This is a genomic window from Halomonas sp. YLB-10 (genome assembly GCF_003856855.1).
Taxonomy (GTDB): Bacteria; Pseudomonadota; Gammaproteobacteria; order Pseudomonadales; family Halomonadaceae; genus Halomonas; species Halomonas litopenaei.
This window is the reverse complement of sequence record NZ_RRCU01000003.1, coordinates 374,310-390,786: the sequence shown is the minus strand read 5'-3', so window position 1 is coordinate 390,786 and position 16,477 is coordinate 374,310. Positions and strand designations below refer to the sequence as shown.

15 protein-coding genes are annotated in these 16,477 nt (G+C 64.0%); 9 read left to right on the top strand and 6 right to left on the bottom strand.

Going from position 1 to position 16,477, the window contains the following annotated elements; translation table 11 throughout:
- Positions 1-95: 95 nt before the first annotated feature.
- The 3 genes from gpM to EBB56_RS09165 are packed head-to-tail and all read right to left on the bottom strand — an operon-like array spanning position 96 to position 2,675.
- A complete protein-coding gene (gene gpM, locus EBB56_RS09175; RefSeq protein ID WP_124804017.1) occupies positions 96-791 on the bottom strand; it encodes a phage terminase small subunit in 696 nt (231 codons plus the stop codon).
- A gap of 12 nt (positions 792-803) precedes the next feature.
- Entirely contained in the window at positions 804-1,820 is a 1,017-nt protein-coding gene (locus EBB56_RS09170) for a phage major capsid protein, P2 family (RefSeq protein WP_124804015.1), read from the bottom strand.
- A gap of 15 nt (positions 1,821-1,835) precedes the next feature.
- Entirely contained in the window at positions 1,836-2,675 is an 840-nt protein-coding gene (locus EBB56_RS09165; RefSeq protein WP_260425320.1) for a GPO family capsid scaffolding protein, read from the bottom strand.
- A gap of 127 nt (positions 2,676-2,802) precedes the next feature.
- Here EBB56_RS09165 and EBB56_RS09160 point away from each other — a divergent pair, with 127 nt between their 5' ends.
- The 7 genes from EBB56_RS09160 to EBB56_RS09130 all read left to right on the top strand — a co-directional run bounded on the left by EBB56_RS09160 (position 2,803) and on the right by EBB56_RS09130 (position 9,355).
- Positions 2,803-4,587, top strand: coding sequence for a terminase large subunit domain-containing protein (locus EBB56_RS09160; protein WP_124804013.1), 1,785 nt, complete (start codon positions 2,803-2,805; stop codon positions 4,585-4,587).
- Positions 4,584-5,663 (top strand): phage portal protein, encoded by a 1,080-nt coding sequence (locus EBB56_RS09155; protein ID WP_124804011.1) that lies wholly within the window; start codon positions 4,584-4,586, stop codon positions 5,661-5,663. The genes EBB56_RS09160 and EBB56_RS09155 overlap by 4 nt, the downstream gene beginning before the upstream one ends.
- A gap of 138 nt (positions 5,664-5,801) precedes the next feature.
- Positions 5,802-6,557: a DNA adenine methylase gene (locus EBB56_RS09150; RefSeq protein WP_185696408.1), complete on the top strand. Its 756-nt coding sequence runs from the start codon at positions 5,802-5,804 to the stop codon at positions 6,555-6,557.
- 1,203 nt (positions 6,558-7,760) lie between these two features.
- A complete protein-coding gene (locus EBB56_RS09145; RefSeq protein WP_124804007.1) occupies positions 7,761-8,054 on the top strand; it encodes a BrnT family toxin in 294 nt (97 codons plus the stop codon).
- Positions 8,044-8,331, top strand: coding sequence for a hypothetical protein (locus EBB56_RS09140; protein ID WP_108449122.1), 288 nt, complete (start codon positions 8,044-8,046; stop codon positions 8,329-8,331). The genes EBB56_RS09145 and EBB56_RS09140 overlap by 11 nt, the downstream gene beginning before the upstream one ends.
- 443 nt (positions 8,332-8,774) lie before the next feature.
- Positions 8,775-9,077: a type II toxin-antitoxin system RelE/ParE family toxin gene (locus EBB56_RS09135; RefSeq protein WP_045991841.1), complete on the top strand. Its 303-nt coding sequence runs from the start codon at positions 8,775-8,777 to the stop codon at positions 9,075-9,077.
- Complete coding sequence (locus EBB56_RS09130; protein ID WP_045991840.1) at positions 9,074-9,355, top strand: addiction module antidote protein; 282 nt, start codon at positions 9,074-9,076, stop codon at positions 9,353-9,355. Before EBB56_RS09135 ends, EBB56_RS09130 begins: the two co-directional genes overlap by 4 nt.
- Positions 9,356-9,615: 260 nt before the next feature.
- On the opposite strand, the gene ampC is transcribed toward EBB56_RS09130, so the two are convergent.
- From ampC to EBB56_RS09115, 3 genes are all read right to left on the bottom strand, one after another.
- A complete protein-coding gene (ampC, locus tag EBB56_RS09125; RefSeq protein ID WP_124804005.1) occupies positions 9,616-10,821 on the bottom strand; it encodes a class C beta-lactamase in 1,206 nt (401 codons plus the stop codon).
- A 263-nt stretch (positions 10,822-11,084) separates the two neighbouring features.
- A complete protein-coding gene (locus EBB56_RS09120) occupies positions 11,085-11,783 on the bottom strand; it encodes a glutathione S-transferase N-terminal domain-containing protein (RefSeq protein ID WP_108449125.1) in 699 nt (232 codons plus the stop codon).
- A 366-nt stretch (positions 11,784-12,149) separates the two neighbouring features.
- A complete protein-coding gene (locus EBB56_RS09115; protein ID WP_108133286.1) occupies positions 12,150-13,064 on the bottom strand; it encodes a LysR family transcriptional regulator in 915 nt (304 codons plus the stop codon).
- A gap of 178 nt (positions 13,065-13,242) precedes the next feature.
- Here EBB56_RS09115 and EBB56_RS09110 point away from each other — a divergent pair, with 178 nt between their 5' ends.
- Together EBB56_RS09110 and EBB56_RS09105 are read left to right on the top strand one after the other, a co-directional pair.
- A complete protein-coding gene (locus tag EBB56_RS09110) occupies positions 13,243-14,751 on the top strand; it encodes a CoA-acylating methylmalonate-semialdehyde dehydrogenase (protein WP_124804003.1) in 1,509 nt (502 codons plus the stop codon).
- A 23-nt stretch (positions 14,752-14,774) separates the two neighbouring features.
- Complete coding sequence (locus tag EBB56_RS09105; protein ID WP_124804001.1) at positions 14,775-16,445, top strand: GMC family oxidoreductase; 1,671 nt, start codon at positions 14,775-14,777, stop codon at positions 16,443-16,445.
- Positions 16,446-16,477 lie beyond the last annotated feature (32 nt).

Below are 16,477 nucleotides of genomic sequence, written 5' to 3'. Positions count from 1 at the left end.
TGGTTGAAGGGGGTGGGCCGGGTTACGAGCGGGTCTGCTATCGACCTGCTCTCACCCGGCGCCCCCTGACGTCGGCGTGCGACTCGGTGGCAGCGTCAGGCCCCGTTCTGGGGAGAGCCCTGATCGCCGGCGTTCTGTTGCTTGAGCTCGCGCTCGATGCGTTCGAGATCCTTCTTCACCCCAACCTTGTCGTTTAGCGCCAGGGCGCGCTCCAGGCTGGACTGGGCCTCGACCAGTTGGCCGGCGGCGCGCTGGGCATAGCCCAGGGCCTTGAACAGCTTGGCGCGCACCTGGTCGTGCATGTCGGCCTGGCGGGTCATGATCTCGGCGTCGATCAGCTGTTTGAGCAGCGCCAAGACATCGGCGCCTTCCTCATCGAGCTGCTTCAAGCCCTGGTCGGCGACTTCCTCGGCGATGATCGCCGCGGTGGAGCGCTCGAACTGGTCGGGCGGATTGAGATCGTGGGTGAGGGCGTAACGGGCAATGGTCACGGCGCCGGCGATATCTCCGGCATCGATGCGCCACAGCATGACGCGCATCAGCACGTCGTCCTGGGCGCCCTGGCCGGCCTCGAGCACGCCGTCGACGTAGTCGGCGTACTTGGGCAGGATCTCGCGCTTGATCTCGGCCTTGCGCTCCATCGACTGGGTCGATTTGAGGCGGCGGTAGTCCTCGAACAGGGCGGCCTGCATCAGCTCATAGGCGGGGCCCTGCATGGGGGTCTCACCAGCGTCTCCCGCCGCTTGCGCGGCGGAGACCCGTTGGAAGTGGCGGCGGGCGGGACTGGTCATCGTGGCTCCTTATCAGACGCTGAAGTCGCCCAGCTCGATGTTCTCGATCAGGCAGCCGGCGCCGAAATCCTCGACCACATAGGCGTCGTTCGAGGATTCGAAGTTCTCGATGCGGTTGCGCTTGGGGTTCTCGCTGACGTAGCGGCGGCGGGCGCCGTTCTGCCAGTAGATCGAGAGGTTATCCAGGGTGGTGACCAGGATGGCGTTGTCGGGGAAGAACGGCACCTGGAGGCCCTGCTGCCCGCCGATGCGCTTCTGGCTGATGATCACGTCCATGGCCTGCTGCTCGGTGGGCGGCTGGGTCTGGTTGATCAGCGGGAAGTACTTGTCGGCCATCAGCTTGCGGCCGACGATCGCGACCAGGTCGGTGGCGTTGCGGAACCACGGATCGATCAGCTCGTTGACCGCGTCGTAGACCACGGCGTCGAGGTTCTCGTAGTCGCCGCCCTTGCCCACCTTGAGGGTGCCGGCGGTGGCGCCTTCCTTGAGCACTCTGGCCGGGGCCTTGGTGCGGTAGTGCTGGAGCCAGCCGATGTTGACGTCCTGCAGCATCGGGTTGGTGGCCGGATTGGTCTGGGCGGCGGCGGAGGTGCCGTTGAAGCCGATCATGATCCGGTCCAGGGCCTGCTGGCGGACGATGGCATCGCGCACCAGGGCCTGGAAGTTGGGAAATTTGGCCCAGGCGTCGAGCTTGCCGTAGCCGAGGTGGGTATCGAACTCGGTCAGGCGGCACTCGTAGCCGTTGGCGTCCAGCGTCGAGAGGTCGCGGGTCTCGCGATCGTTCTGGCTGACGTCGGTGCGCGCGGCGATCGGGCCGGAGACGCCGAGGGCGAGCTTCTCCCCCTTCAGCTCGTCGACGCCGATCATGTTGATGCGGCCCAGGAAGTCGCTGGACTCCTGGATGCGCTTCTCCAGGCGCTGCTGGACGCTGGGGTCGACGGCGAATTTCTGGGTGGCTTCCGGCACGCCGTTGAGCTTCGCCACCTGGGAGGCGAACTGGTTGAAGAGGATGCGGGTATCGTTGCGCATGAGCGGGTCGGTTCCTTAGCAGTCGGTGACGATGCCGCCGTCGTTGCCGGTGGCGCGGGAGCGGTGATGTTGGGTGGAGGGTTCGTTGTCGAGCCGGGTGTAGAGCTCGTCGAAGCGGCGCTGCAGTTCGCCATGGGCGGTCTTCAGTTCATTGAAGGCCTCGGCGGTGGGGCGCTTTTCGAGGTCGGATTCCAGCGCGGCGTGGCGCTTCACGAACAGCTCGAGGGTCTGTTCCAGATCCTTGCTGAAGGCGTCGAATCCGGCCTTGGATTTGGCGTCGTGTTTCTTGAACAGGGCGGTGACGCGCTCGGTCAGGCTGGGCCCCTTCTCGGGCGCAGGCGTCGGATCTGAGAAATCCAGCTCGGTCTCGACGGCGGCGGTGAAGAGGTTGTCGATCTTCTGCTTGCGCGCGGCCAGCGGTGACGCCTGGCCCTGCTGGGCGGAGAACTGGAGCATCTCGGTGCCCAGGCTGGCGGGGCTGTCGGTGACGGCCAGGCCGACGAAGTAGGCCTCGCCCGTGCCGGCGAAGTCCGGGTCGACCTCGATGCTGGTATAGACCTTCTGTCGCTCGCCGTTGATCTGCTTGAGCTTGTCGGTGGGGTCGATGTCCGCGAACAGGCCCAGCTTGCCTTCCTCGACTTCCTCGGCCTTGACCGCCTTCACATCGCCAAGGGCGGGGAAGGGCCCGTCATGGAACATGCCGCGCATGTGCTCCATCCACACACGGGCGCCGTATTTCTTGGGGTCATAGTTGCCGGCCATCTGCGTGATCCAGTCGCGCGAGATGATCCGGCCATCGGTGGTGGCGCCTTCGGTGGCGACGCGGAAGAAGGGCATGGGGTGTCCTCGGTTCATGGGCTCTCGGTGCTGCCGTCAGGTTCCGCGCAGAGGCGTTGGGGCTCAACGCGTTGCCGGTGTCGCTGGGCCGACTTACACCGAGCCCCGCGAGGGCACCGTCGCGCGCGCGGGTACGCTGGGCGGCATGACGACACCGACGCCCGACCTGGACATCCTCGACGCTTCACGCCTCTCCGCCCGGCACCTGTACTGGACGGGGTGGCGCATCGCGCGTATCGCCGAGTTCCTGGACGTGCCCCGGGCCACCATCGACAGCTGGAAGAAGCGCGATGCCTGGGACGACGCCACTCCCACCCAGCGGATCGAGGGCGCGCTCGAAGCGCGTCTGGTTCAGCTGATCTGGAAGGACCAGAAGGAGGGCAAGGACTTCAAGGAGATCGACCTGCTGGGGCGGCAGGTCGAGCGGCTGGCCCGGGTGCACAAGTATCAGGGCAGCGGGAAGGAGAGCGACCTCAATCCCAACATCGATCGGCGCAACGTCGGGCCGAAGCGCAAGCCCAAGACCAACGACGTCGGCGACGAGGGCGTGATCCAGATCGTCGAGGCCTTCGAGGCCTCGCTATTCGACTACCAGCGCACCTGGTACCGGGCCGGCCAGCATGAGCGGATCCGCAACCTGCTGAAGTCGCGCCAGATCGGCGCGACCTGGTACTTCGCCCGGGAGGCAATCGCCGATGCCCTGGAGACCGGCAAGAACAAGATCTTCATGTCGGCGAGTAAGGCTCAGGCCCATATCTTCAAGCACTACATCGTGCAGTTCGTGAAGGAAGTCACCGGCGTCGAGCTCAAGGGCGACCCGATCATCCTCGCCAATGGCGCCGAGCTGCACTTCCTGGGCACCAACGCCAAGACGGCCCAGGGCTACCACGGCGACACCTACCTGGATGAGTACTTCTGGATCCACGGCTTCGAGACCTTCCGCAAGGTGACCAGCGGGATGGCGATGCACAAGAAGTGGCGCCAGACCTACTTCTCGACGCCATCGAGCGTGGCCCATGAGGCCTATCCGTTCTGGACCGGCGAGCGCTTCAACAAGCGGCGCAAGAAGGCCGACCGGGTGAAGATCGATGTCGGCCATGCGGCGCTCAGGGACGGCGCCCGCGGGCCGGACGGCCAGTGGCGCCAGATCGTCACCATCGAGGACGCCATCGCCGGCGGCTGCGACCTGTTCGACATCGACCAGCTGCGCCTCGAGTACAGCGATGACGAGTTCGCGAACCTGTTGATGTGCGAGTTCGTCGACGACACCCAGTCGGCCTTCCCGCTGGCGATGATGCAGCGCTGCATGGTCGATAGCTGGGACGTGTGGCGGGACATCAAGCCGCTGGCCCCGCGGCCCTATGGCGAGCATCCGGTGTGGGTCGGCTATGACCCCGCCGGCGACGGCGAGGAGGGGGATGGTGCCGGGCTGGTGGTAGTGGCGCCGCCGCGCGCGATGAACGGCAAGCACCGGATCCTCGAGAAGCACCGCATCAAGGGCAGCGACTACGAGGCCCAGGCCGAGTTCATCCGCGGCGTGACTCGCCGCTACAACGTGACCTTCATCGGCATCGACACCTCGGGGCTCGGCGAGGCCGTCGCCCAGCTGGTCGCCAAGTTCTTCCCCACGGTCACCCGCTACCGCTACACCCCCGAGATCAAGGCCCGCCTGGTGATGCAGGCGCAGCAGATCATCAACAAGGGGCGGCTCGAATTCGACGCCGGCTGGGCGGAGCTCGCCCAGTCGTTCATGGCGATCCGGCGCGGACTCACCGCCTCGGGCCGCCAGATCACCTACACCGCAGGGCGCAACAACCTGACCGGCCATGCCGATCTGGCCTGGGCGACCATGCATGCCCTGCACAACGAACCCCTGGACGGGCCGGCGGAGCACGGCACCGGACGATCAATGATGGAGATGTTTGGATGAGCGAGCCGCTTGCAGAGAAGCCCCGGGTGCGCGTGTCGGCCTACCGCGCCGACGCCGGTGGCGACCAGGTGCCCACGCCGGCGAGGGCCGAGGCCTTCAGCTTCGGCGATCCGGTACCGGTCACCGATGGCTACGACTTCTTCTACACCGGGTGCTGGATGCTGGGCAGCGAGTGGTACGAGCCGCCGGTGGACTTCCCGGCGCTGGCCCAGACCTATCGCGCCACCGCCCATCACGGCAGTGCCATCCAGGTAAAGCGCAACATCCTGGTGCGCTCCTTCGTGCCGCACCCGCTGCTGAGCCGGCAGGTCTTCAGCGCGCTGGCCACCGACTATCTGGTGTTCGGCAACTGCTACCTCGAGCAGATCCGCGGGCGCCTCGGCAAGCTGCTGCAGCTGCGCCCGGCCCGGGCCAAGTACGTGCGTCGCGGGGCCGACCTGGAGCGCTACTTCTGGGTCCCCAACTGGGCCGATCGCAGCGAGTTCGCCCGGGGCAGCTTGATCCATCTGCTCGAGCCGGACATCAACCAGGAGGTCTACGGCGTGCCGGACTACCTGGGGGCCCTGCAGTCGATCTACCTCAACGAGAACGCCACCCTGTTCCGCCGCAAGTACTACCTCAACGGCAGCCACGCCGGCTTCATCATGTACGTCTCGGACGCGGCCCAGAACCAGGAGGACATCGACGCCATGCGGTCCGCGTTGAAGGAGTCGAAGGGTGTCGGCAACTTCCGCAACCTCTTCCTCTACAGCCCCAACGGCAAGAAGGACGGCATCCAGATCATCCCCATCAGCGAGGTCGCCGCCAAGGATGACTTCGCCTCGATCAAGAACATCACCCGCGACGACCAGTTGGCCGGCCACCGGATCCCGCCGCAGCTGATGGGCATCATCCCCAACAACACCGGCGGCTTCGGCGATATCGAGAAGGCGGCGAGGGTCTTCGTCGCCAACGAGCTCGAGCCGTTGCAAGCCACCCTCAGCGAGATCAACGACTACCTGGGCGAGGAGGTCGTCAAGTTCCGCCCCTACTCATTGGACGCCGGCGGCGCGGCGCCGCTCGATCCCACCCGCTGATACGAAAAAGCGCCCGAGCCGTGAGGCTGCGGGCGCGAATCGCCGAGATCGTCCCTGATCTACAACGCCTTCCTGGCGCATCCAGCGACACCGACAGAATAGCAAATACTGGATAAATAAACAGGTATCTGGATGACCATGAAACCGATCCTCCCATGGATGGGAGGCAAGCGCCGCCTCGCCAAGACCATTCTGCCGCTGTTCCGGCCTCACCGGACCTACGTCGAACCCTTCTGCGGAGGGGCGGCCATCTTCTTCATGAAGGAGCCGAGCCCCGTGGAGGTGATCAACGATGCCCACGGCGAACTGGTGAACCTCTATCGCATCGTCAAGCATCACCCCGATGAACTGGTGCGCCAGTTTCGCTGGAGTCTGGTGAGCCGTGAAGAGTACCTGACCCAGCGCGAGGTGGATCCTCGCCACCTGACCGACGTGCAACGTGCGGCGCGGTTCTTCTACCTGCAGAAGCTCGCCTTCGGCGCCAAGGTCCACGGTCAGACCTTCGGGACCTCAGCCAGCAGCCCACCCCGGCTCAACCTGATGCGTATCGAGGAGGATCTCAGCCAGGCACACCTTCGTCTATCGCGTGCAGTAATCGAGCACCTGGACTGGGCGGAGTGCCTGACCCGCTACGACCGTCCCGAGACGCTGTTCTACCTCGACCCGCCGTACTGGGAGACCGCGGGTTACGGTACCGACTTCGGCATCGAGCAATACGAGCGCATGGCCGAGCTGGCTCGGACAGCGAAAGGGCAGGTCGTCATCAGCGTCAACGACGTGCCTAAGATGCGCGAGATGTTCCAGGGGCTCGATCTACAGACGACGCAACTGCGGTACACGGTGGGCCGGAAGACGACGAGCCCGAAAGGGGAGCTGATCATCACCAACCGCTGACACCTGTATCCAGCAGTCCCAGAAGCCGCCCTACGAGGCGGCTTTCTTGTGCCCTGGCGCTGCTCACCACACCTGGCGCGCCGTCGACACCCCGCCCCGCCTGCGCGCTAAACCTGTCGTTTTTTGTGCACCCATGCGTCACGGTGCAGCCCGCCCAGGCACTGGGCTTCCTCACGAAGGGTTGGGTGATGGTTTTCATGCGGAATCATGCGAAATCAAAGAGATGGAGGGGCAGCGGGTATGAGCCTCCTCAGAGGGAGTGGGGGGTGCTCGGAAAAAGGTAACATCGGTCACGGGGTATCTCTTCGATGCTTATCTTGCTGTTTTTCATAAAAAATCTTGTAACCGTAAAAAGGTCGCAAAAGGTAACGCAAAAGGTAACGCTCTGGTAAGTGTCTGATTTGTATGGATTGTTGAAATTGAAGATATCACCTCTTAAAAAGGTAACGCATCACCTTTTCATCACCTTTTTGTTACCTTTTGGACACCCGTTCGAATTGCTTTTAAATCATAGGGTTAAGCCATTTTTTGGCAACCCATTACCTTTGTTACCTTTTTCCGAGCCCCCCACGGATTCTGAGACTCCCTCCGCCTATGATGCGTGCACGCGCGTCACGTCACGCTCTATCAGCACACTTCGCACTCGTCTGCAGAATCGAGCATTCGCGGAGATATCAGCAAAGCAGCGATACAGTCATACGGATATGACAAAGCCGGCTCGCGCCGGCTCCGTTGAAAAGTGGGTCTGTGTACCAGAAGTGTACCAGTTGGCTGATAAGGCCCGTGGTTCAGGGCTTTGTTGTCCCATCCATCATCGGCGCCACAGAGAAGCGGCGGGCCTGGGCCAGGGGATCTCGGTCAGTCATCGGCATCAAGAGGTCGGGCAGGAGAGGGCGCGTAGTGTACCAGCCTCAAGGGGGCGTTTTCATTGTTGGTGTGGTGACGGAGGGGGGGGACGAACGGTTGCCTCTGGTACTGCCTTCTAGGCAAGACTTTTGCAGATAGAGGAGTTGTGCCCACGCCCTGCTGTTGGAGTGGGTATTGTGGAATCGACGATGGGTACCAGGCGGAGTTGTGTGGTGCCAGCTAGACCGTTGGTGGGGACGCTGTCTCGAGCCTCTGTGTACTGATGGAGTTCAGCAAGGGGGTACGATTTGTCCTTTCGCAGGAATGTAAATACAATGTATGTACATAGGGTTCGATATGGATATCCAGTACCCGCATCGTGGCACGACGTTTTGCTGGAACCTGTCCAAGGCGATCAGCAATTGGCACAAGCACGGTGTCAATTTCGAGGCCGCGGTTGCTGTATTCGATGATCCGCTGCTAGTAGTGCAGGACGCCTCACGCAATGGACAACCTCGTGAGGCCGTCATTGGCTTCGATACCCACACTCGATTGTTGTTCGTGGTGTATGTCGAGATTCGCGATGATGGCTTGCGCATCATCTCGGCGCGACGGGCCACCAGGCGAGAGGAGGCGATTTATGCTCAATGAGACCTTGAAAAGGCGATTGGCGAAGGACCGTCCCATGACGACAGTGACGCTGCGGGTGCCGGTTGATGTGGTGGAGTCGCTGAAGGCGATAGCGCCACTGAAGGGGTTTCAAGGCTACCAGACGCTGCTGAAAGCCTACGTCAGCGAGGGACTGCGTCGCGATGAGGCTCGCTATCTCGATGATGGTGTGCGGCGTTTGGTGGAGGCGTTGAAGGCTCGCGGTGTGGCTCCGGAACTTATCGAGCGTGCGGTGGCTGATGCCTATGAGGAGAATTGAGTCGAGCACATCCGACTGTGCGCGTTTCGATAAGGGGGCTCAATAGCCTCCTGCAAGGAAAGGCGATATGTCAGGGGAAGGTCAGCGGGGCCGCCTCTAATGCGCACGTATGCGTTCGTCACATCCATGCTCGCGCCTGTCTCACCGACAAGCGCAACTTCAGCGGTAGGATCCGTGCCACTGTTTCTTGCTGGTGCATTTTTGGCGCACGATACCGGGAAAGCCCGTGACTGTGGGCTTTACCTCCTACCGATCGTCGGCGCCACGGAAAATCGGCGGGCCTGGGCCAGGGGATCTCGGTCAGTCATCGGCATCAAGAGGTCGGGCAGGAGAGGGCGCGTAGTGTACCAGCCCCAAGGGGGCGTTTAGGTCGTTGGGATAAGGCCGTGGTACGCCGAGCAAAAAACTTGTCAAGGTGTTAACTATGGTTAACACTTGATGGTATGAATATGATCCGCGAGACGCAGTCCTATGCTGCCTGGTTCGCCAAGCTGCGAGATCCCAGGGCCAAGGCCAGGATACTGGCTCGGCTACGGCGCGTTGAACTGGGTAATGTCGGTGACTGTGAGGCTGTCGGTGAGGGAGTCTCGGAACTGAGGATCCATTACGGGCCTGGTTACCGAGTGTATTTCGTCCAGAAGGGGCACGAACTGATCATTTTGCTGGCAGGCGGCGACAAGTCCAGCCAGGCCAGAGATATCGAACTCGCCAAGCGATTGGCGAGGGAGTTGACGGAGGCACCATGAGCACACTTCAGAAATGGGATGTCGTTGACCATCTGCAGACGGAAGAAGACATGGCCTTGTATCTTGAGGCCTGCCTTGAAGAAGGTGATCCCGCACTCGTCGTGGCGGCGCTTGGCGATATCGCTCGAGCGCGAGGCATGACGCAACTGGCGCGCGATACCGGCCTGACCCGCGAAGGGCTTTACAAGGCGCTTTCGGCCGATGGGAACCCAAGTTTTGCGACAGTCATGAAGGTCATGAATGCCCTTGGCTTCACGTTGCGAGCCGACGCTCCCTGACGCTTTCTGCGATTCAGACAAGCTATCGTCTTTTCCAAGCGCTTCCCCCCGGTGCTTGTGCTGCGGCTTTCAGGGCCTGAGGGCTGGAGAATTCAGCGCCCAGGCCGTCTGGTTTCATTGGTTGGCTCGGTTAGTGCCTACCACCGGTCGTAGACGCTTCTCTGCCCCATGTATTGCCTTTGCACAGCCCAGTGCTTCGCCCTTGCTTCGCTCCTTGTTTCATTGCTCCGGGCGGCACCGGGTTCAAGCACTTTTCGTTCTTACTGCTCCAGCGCTTCCAGTATCCGCCAGGCGGCTTCGACGCGCTCGCCGTTGGGGTAGCGCTTGTTGGCGAGGATGACGATGCCCAGTTCATGCGCCGGCATAAAGGCGGCGTAGGCGCCGAAGCCGCCGGTGGAGCCGGTCTTGTGGTACCAGCGCTGGGGCTGTGGCTCGCCTGACGGCTCGAGCATGGTGACGGGCTGGGGCTCCAGCGCCATCTCTGCGGTGGTGCCGTTTTGCAGCGTATCGAGGGTCGTCGGCAGGGCGTAGCTTTCCCAGGCGAGTCCCTGCTGCATCTCGCCGACGGCGGCGTAGCCCTGATGGGTGGCTAGCAGGGCTTGTGCCATGCGCTGGTCGTCCTGGCTGCCTTGATAGGCGTCGATATTGGCCTGAACGAAGCGTGCCAGGTCCCGTGCCGTGGTCTTGATGCCGTAGGCCTGGGTGTCCAGCGGGCCCGGGTTGACGCGCACAGGCTGGTCATCGCCGTTGTAGCCCTGGGCGTAGTGGCGGGCCTGGTCGTCGGGCACCGTAAGCCAGGTGGCATCGAGGCCAAGTGTGGGCAGCACGCTGTCCTGCATCAGCTCAGCGAAGCTTGAGCCTTCGCTCTGGGCCGCGAGCAGGCCGAACAGGCCGATGCTGGGGTTCGAGTACAGGCGCTTGGTGCCGGCGGCAAAGTCCGGCTGCCAGTTCACGAAGTAGTCGTGGAGGGTGGCGTCGTCGACGCCCGCGGGAAACTGTAGCGGGAAGCCGCCGGCGGTGTAGGTGGCAAGCTCTACCATGCTGACCTCGCCTACTGGACGACCCTCGAAGTCGGGCTCGATGCTGGCCGCGCTGTCGCTCAGGGAGAAGGCTCCGCCTTGCTGCACCCAGGCGCCCAGCGCCGCGGTGAAGGTCTTGCTGACAGAGCCGATCTCGAACAGGGTGTCGTCGTTCACGGCGGCGCCGGTCGAGGACTCCCGGCTGGCGACGCCGTAGTGGCTCAGGCAGATGTTGCCGTGGTCGATCAGTGCCACCGACACCCCCGGGATGCCGTGTTGACCCATCAGTGCCTCGATCTGCTGGTCCATGGTCGGGTTTTCGCAGAATCGGCTACTCTGCTGCTCGACGGTACTCCGGTCGGCGTCTTTTGGCGCGGAGGCCGCCTGGGCGGAGGTGGTCCCCACGGCGAAGACGAGGGGCAGAAGATGAACGGGGCGAACGGGCATGAGCGGTGATTCCGTCGTGTGGGGGTGTTGCCCGGGGCTGTGGGGCCACGGGGCAGGCGGACAGGCACAGGACGGCGCGCCTTGAGGCTCGCCGAGTCTGCTGTGCCGGCACAATCATCGCCTGAACCCGGCGGCGAGTCACCCGTGGGATGAGGGTCGATGGTGCGGCTCTCACCTCATTTCGTCTCGCTCTACTTCTACCTCTACCGATCGCCACGTTTACCGATCGCCACCTTCACCCTGGTAGCGCCTGCTATATCGCCTCAGGCCAGGACCTTGAGGCCTCGTTGCACGGCGGGGCGCTCGAGAAACGCCTGGAGGGTGCGGTCGACGTGGGGGAAGTTGGCAAACTCGACCAGATCTCCGGCGTCGTAGCGGTAGACCAGGTTACGTACCCAGGGAAGGATGGCGATATCCACCACCGAGTAGTCCTCGCCCATGATCCACTCGCGCTGTTCCAGGCGCTTGTCCAGCACCCCAAGCAGGCGTTTGGCCTCGTCCACGTAGCGCTGAAGAGGGCGCTTGTCCTCGAGTTCCTTGCCGGCGAAGAAGTGGAAGTAGCCGATCTGGCCAAACATCGGGCCTACCCCGCCGACCTGGAACATCAGCCATTGCAGGGCCTGGTAGTAGGCCTGGGGCGTCTGGGGCACCAACTGGCCGGTCTTGTCGGCCAGGTACAGCAGAATCGTGCCTGACTCGAACAGTCCGATCGGCTGGCCTTCGGGGCCGTCGGGGTCGAGGATCGCGGGAATCTTGTTGTTGGGGCTGAGCGAGAGAAACTCGGGAGAGTGCTGGTCTCTGGTATCGAAGTTGACCCGGTGCGCTTCGTAGTCCAGCCCGACTTCCTCCAGCATGATCGAGACCTTGACCCCGTTGGGGGTCGGCAGCGAGTAGAGCTGCAGGCGCTCGGGGTGTGTCGCCGGCCACTTGGCAGTGATGGGGAAACGGGAAAGGTCGGTCATGGGGACATTCCTTGTGGTGAAGAACGAAGGGAGCGTGACGCTGACATCTGGTGGCTGGAAGTACGCACTGACGGCGCGAGCAAGGAGCGATCGAGACAGGCGTCGCCCTTGACCTGAACCGGGGAAAGCCGTCAGCCAACGTCTGGAGGGTAGCACCCGACGACGGATTCGAGCGTCGCCAGGCGCAGAAAGGCGCAGCTCTGGTGCATTTGGCGCTGCTGTCAAAGCGGGTTCGGGCGCGTATCGGCGGGTTCGGGCGCCTATCAGCGGGGTCGGGCGCCTGCCCGCGGGGTCTGCCCCTGGGCTGACTCAGGCCCTGGGTCTTGTACGCAAAGCCACCGAGCGCAGGCACTTTTCCTACAAGTCTCACCCAGGCCGGTTGGGCCAGACGCTCTCCAGGGTGGCAAGCGCGGCCTGCAGCGGCGGCTCGCGGGTGCGTTCCTTCTTCCACACAAAGCACAGGGCGCAGTCCAACGTCACCCCCTCGACGATGGTCAGGCCGCTGCGCTGGCGCTCGGTCAGAGCCAGCGAGTCCCGGGCCAGGCTTAACCCCACCCCGGCGCGTACCAGGTCGAGCATGCAGGCTTCCTGGTCGACCTGGGCGACCCGCCGAGGCGTCTCGCCGCTGTCCTGCATGGCGCGCTTGAGCAGTCGATGATGGACCGAGTCGGGGGGTGTGACGATCCAGGGCAGGGTGGCCAGCGTCGACCAGCGGGTGTCCTCGACCCGCGATTCCCATCCGGAGGGCGCCACCACGTAGTAGCGAAAGTGGGTCAGCTCGACAAACGCAAGTTCGCCGGTACCGTCGGCGTGGGTGCTGCCTGTTCCGGGGGGCGCCAGATAGAAACCTGCATCCAGCTCGCCGCGCTCCACTCGCGACAGGGCGTAACCGCTCATGCCGTGGTGCAGCTCGGTCTCGAGTTCCGGGGCGCGCTCGACCAGCACCTTGAGAAAGCTGCCCAGACGGATGAACTCGGGATCGATGATGGTGCCGATTCTCAACAGCCCACGCACCGTCGAGTGCAGCGAGCGGGCCATCTGATCGAACACCCGAGCGCTCTCCAGGGCCTTTTCGGCGGTGGGCAGCAGTGCCTGACCGTGGGCCGTCAGCTCCAGTCCCTGGGGGCGGCGGTGGAACAGCGTCAGTCCCAGCGTTGCCTGCAGCTGCTTCAACTTTAGGCTAACCGCCGGCTGGGTGAGATGCAGCGCCTCGGCGGCGCGGGAGACGCTGCCGAGGTGCGCCACCGTGACGAATGCTCGCAGCGTGGGGTAGTCCTGCATGGCGCCTTCCTTTCATAGAGCGTGTTATTTGAGAACTTTATATCTGGGTTTCAAATAACTCAATTGCTCAGATCGCCACCAGAGCTAGGCTGTACAGCGACAAGACGAGCAGGCTGGGCACCTTTCCTCATACGGCCACGCTCGAATGACTTAAACAACGCTTATAAAGGAGCACCCCATGACCTCGACGATTCCTCACTTCATCGGCGGCCAGATCGACGAAAGCGCCTCCCTGGGTCATCAGGACGTCTACAACCCGGCGACCGGCCAGGTCAGTGGCCGCGTGGCGCTGGCCTCCGCCAGCGAGATCGACAAGGCGGTGGAGGTGGCCAAGGCGGCTTTCCCGAGCTGGGCCGACACCCCGCCCATCCGCCGCGCCCGGGTGATGTTCCGCTTCCTCGAATTGCTCAATGCCAACAAGGACGCCCTGGCCGAGGCGATCACCCGTGAGCATGGCAAGGTCTTCACCGACGCCCAGGGCGAGGTGGCACGGGGTATCGATATCGTCGAGTTCGCCTGCGGAATCCCGCAGCTGCTCAAGGGCGACTTCACCGACCAGGTCAGCACCGGCATCGACAACTGGACACTGCGCCAGCCGCTTGGTGTGGTCGCCGGCATCACCCCGTTCAACTTCCCGGCCATGGTGCCGATGTGGATGTTCCCGGTCGCCATCGCCGCCGGCAACAGCTTCATCCTCAAGCCCAGCCCCACCGATCCCAGCGCCTCGCTGATGATGGCGGACCTGCTCAAGCAGGCCGGGCTGCCCGACGGCGTGTTCAACGTGGTCCAGGGTGGCAAGGAAACAGTGGACGCGCTGATCGACCACCCCGACGTCAAGGCGCTGTCCTTCGTCGGCTCCACTCCCATCGCCAACCTGATCTACCAGCGTGGTGCGGCCCTGGGCAAGCGTGTGCAAGCCCTCGGTGGCGCCAAGAACCACATGGTGGTGATGCCCGACGCCGACCTCGACAAGGCGGTGGACGCGCTGATCGGTGCCGCCTTCGGCTCCGCCGGCGAGCGTTGCATGGCCATCAGTGTGGCGGTGCTGGTCGGCGACGTGGCCGATGACGTGGTGGCCCGGATCGCCGAGCGCGCCCGGGGTCTCAAGGTCAAGGACGGCATGCAGCTGGACGCCGAGATGGGGCCGATCGTCACCGCCCAGGCCCATCAGCGTATTACCGGCTACATCGACAAGGGCGTCGAGGAGGGTGCCGAGCTGGTGGTCGATGGCCGTGGCTTCGACAGCAGCAACACCGGTGAAGGCTGCAGCGAGGGCTTCTGGATGGGCGGCACCCTGTTCGATCACGTCACCCCGGAGATGACGATCTACCGCGAGGAGATCTTCGGCCCGGTGCTGGCCTGCGTGCGCGTGCCGGACGTGGCCACCGCCATCGAGCTGATCAATGACCACGAGTTCGGCAACGGTGTCAGCTGCTTCACCGAGAGCGGCAAGGTGGCCCGCGAGTTTGGCCGTCGCATCCAGGTGGGCATGGTCGGCATCAACGTGCCGATTCCGGTGCCCATGGCGTGGCATGGCTTCGGTGGCTGGAAGCGCTCGCTGTTCGGCGACATGCACGCCTACGGCGAAGAGGGCGTGCGCTTCTACACCAAGCAGAAGTCGATCATGCAGCGCTGGTCCGACTCCATCGAGGCGGGCGCGGAGTTCGTGATGCCGACCGCCAAATAACGCCCTGAATCGAGAGATCTGCGATGACAACCGCACAACAATACGACAGCGAGTTTGACTACATCGTGGTCGGAGCAGGCACCGCCGGGTGCCTGCTGGCCAATCGCTTGAGCGCCAACCCCAACAACCGGGTGCTGCTGATCGAAGCCGGTGGTCGCGACAACTACCATTGGATCCACGTGCCGGTGGGCTACCTGTACTGCATCGACAACCCGCGTACCGACTGGCGCTTTCGCACCGATCCGGACGCGGGCCTCAACGGGCGCTCGCTGCTCTACCCGCGCGGCAAGACCCTCGGCGGCTGCTCCAGCATCAACGGCATGATCTACATGCGCGGCCAGGCCCGGGACTACAACCACTGGGCCGAGGTCACCGGTGACGACCAATGGCGCTGGGAGCACTGCCTGCCGGCCTTCATCCAGCACGAGGATCACTATCGTCTGGACGAGGGCGGCGACGCCGACGCCGCCCACCGGGACTTTCACGGTCACGGCGGCGAGTGGCGCATCGAGAAGCAACGGCTCAAGTGGGAGGTGCTGGACGACTTCGCCGAGGCGGCGGTCCAGGCGGGAATCCCACGGACCCAGGACTTCAACCGTGGCAGCAACGAGGGGGTCGACTACTTCGAGGTCAACCAGCGCTCCGGCTGGCGCTGGAACACCGCCAAGGCGTTCCTGCGCCCGGCGCTCAAGCGGCCGAACCTGACGCTGTGGCACTCCACCCAGGTTAACCGGCTGATCGTCGCCGGCGGCGAGCCCGACGGCGAGAAGCGCTGTGAAGGGGTCGAGGTCAAGCGCGAGGGCACCACCCAGCTGGCCAGGGCGCGCCGTGAGGTGGTGCTGTCCGCCGGCGCCATCGGCTCACCCCAGATCCTGCAGCTCTCCGGCATCGGACCTGGTGAGCTGCTCAAGCAGCACGGCATCGACGTCGTCCACGAACTGCCGGGGGTTGGCGAGAACCTGCAGGACCATCTGCAGATCCGTTCGGTATACAAGGTCAAGGGCGCCAAGACCCTCAACACCATGGCCAGCACCCTGTGGGGCAAGGCCGGCATCGGGATGGAGTACCTGCTCAAGCGCACAGGCCCGATGAGCATGGCGCCGTCTCAGCTCGGTATCTTCACCCGCAGCAGCGACGAGCATGAGCACCCCAACATCCAGTACCACGTCCAGCCCCTGAGTCTGGAGGCCTTCGGCCAGCCGCTGCATCCCTATCCGGCGGTCACCGCCAGCGTCTGCAACCTGAATCCGACCAGTCGCGGCAGCGTCAGGATCCAGAGCGCCGATCCGGCCCAGGCGCCGTCCATCGCCCCCAACTACCTGAGCACCGACGAGGACCGGCGGGTCGCGGCGGACTCGCTGCGCGTCACCCGCAGGATCGCCGAGCAGAAGGCGTTCGCCAGGTACGAACCGGAGGAGGTCAAGCCCGGCGTCCAGTACCAGACCGATGAAGAGCTGTGGCGGCTGGCCGGTGACATCGGCACCACCATCTTCCACCCGGTCGGAACCACCCGGATGGGCCAGGCCGATGACCCCATGGCGGTGGTCGACTCACGCCTGCGGGTGAGGGGCATCCAGGGCCTGCGGGTGGCGGACGCCGGCGTCATGCCGACCATCACCAGCGGCAATACCAACTCGCCGACCTTGATGATCGCCGAGCGAGCGGCGGGCTGGATGCTCGAGGCCGCCGGCTGACGCCGGCGTCCTGCGCAGCAAGCGTCACAACA

What these genes read in the sequence shown, in the direction of transcription:
- EBB56_RS09115 (WP_108133286.1), bottom strand. Translation starts at nt 13,064, where the DNA reads ATGCAGGACTACCCCACGCTGCGAGCATTCGTCACGGTGGCGCACCTC.
- EBB56_RS09165 (WP_260425320.1), bottom strand. Translation starts at nt 2,675, where the DNA reads ATGAACCGAGGACACCCCATGCCCTTCTTCCGCGTCGCCACCGAAGGC.
- EBB56_RS09145 (WP_124804007.1), top strand. Translation starts at nt 7,761, where the DNA reads ATGGATATCCAGTACCCGCATCGTGGCACGACGTTTTGCTGGAACCTG.
- EBB56_RS09135 (WP_045991841.1), top strand. Translation starts at nt 8,775, where the DNA reads ATGAATATGATCCGCGAGACGCAGTCCTATGCTGCCTGGTTCGCCAAG.
- ampC (WP_124804005.1), bottom strand. Translation starts at nt 10,821, where the DNA reads ATGCCCGTTCGCCCCGTTCATCTTCTGCCCCTCGTCTTCGCCGTGGGG.
- EBB56_RS09155 (WP_124804011.1), top strand. Translation starts at nt 4,584, where the DNA reads ATGAGCGAGCCGCTTGCAGAGAAGCCCCGGGTGCGCGTGTCGGCCTAC.
- EBB56_RS09130 (WP_045991840.1), top strand. Translation starts at nt 9,074, where the DNA reads ATGAGCACACTTCAGAAATGGGATGTCGTTGACCATCTGCAGACGGAA.
- EBB56_RS09170 (WP_124804015.1), bottom strand. Translation starts at nt 1,820, where the DNA reads ATGCGCAACGATACCCGCATCCTCTTCAACCAGTTCGCCTCCCAGGTG.
- EBB56_RS09110 (WP_124804003.1), top strand. Translation starts at nt 13,243, where the DNA reads ATGACCTCGACGATTCCTCACTTCATCGGCGGCCAGATCGACGAAAGC.
- gpM (WP_124804017.1), bottom strand. Translation starts at nt 791, where the DNA reads ATGACCAGTCCCGCCCGCCGCCACTTCCAACGGGTCTCCGCCGCGCAA.
- EBB56_RS09140 (WP_108449122.1), top strand. Translation starts at nt 8,044, where the DNA reads ATGCTCAATGAGACCTTGAAAAGGCGATTGGCGAAGGACCGTCCCATG.
- EBB56_RS09160 (WP_124804013.1), top strand. Translation starts at nt 2,803, where the DNA reads ATGACGACACCGACGCCCGACCTGGACATCCTCGACGCTTCACGCCTC.
- EBB56_RS09105 (WP_124804001.1), top strand. Translation starts at nt 14,775, where the DNA reads ATGACAACCGCACAACAATACGACAGCGAGTTTGACTACATCGTGGTC.
- EBB56_RS09150 (WP_185696408.1), top strand. Translation starts at nt 5,802, where the DNA reads ATGAAACCGATCCTCCCATGGATGGGAGGCAAGCGCCGCCTCGCCAAG.
- EBB56_RS09120 (WP_108449125.1), bottom strand. Translation starts at nt 11,783, where the DNA reads ATGACCGACCTTTCCCGTTTCCCCATCACTGCCAAGTGGCCGGCGACA.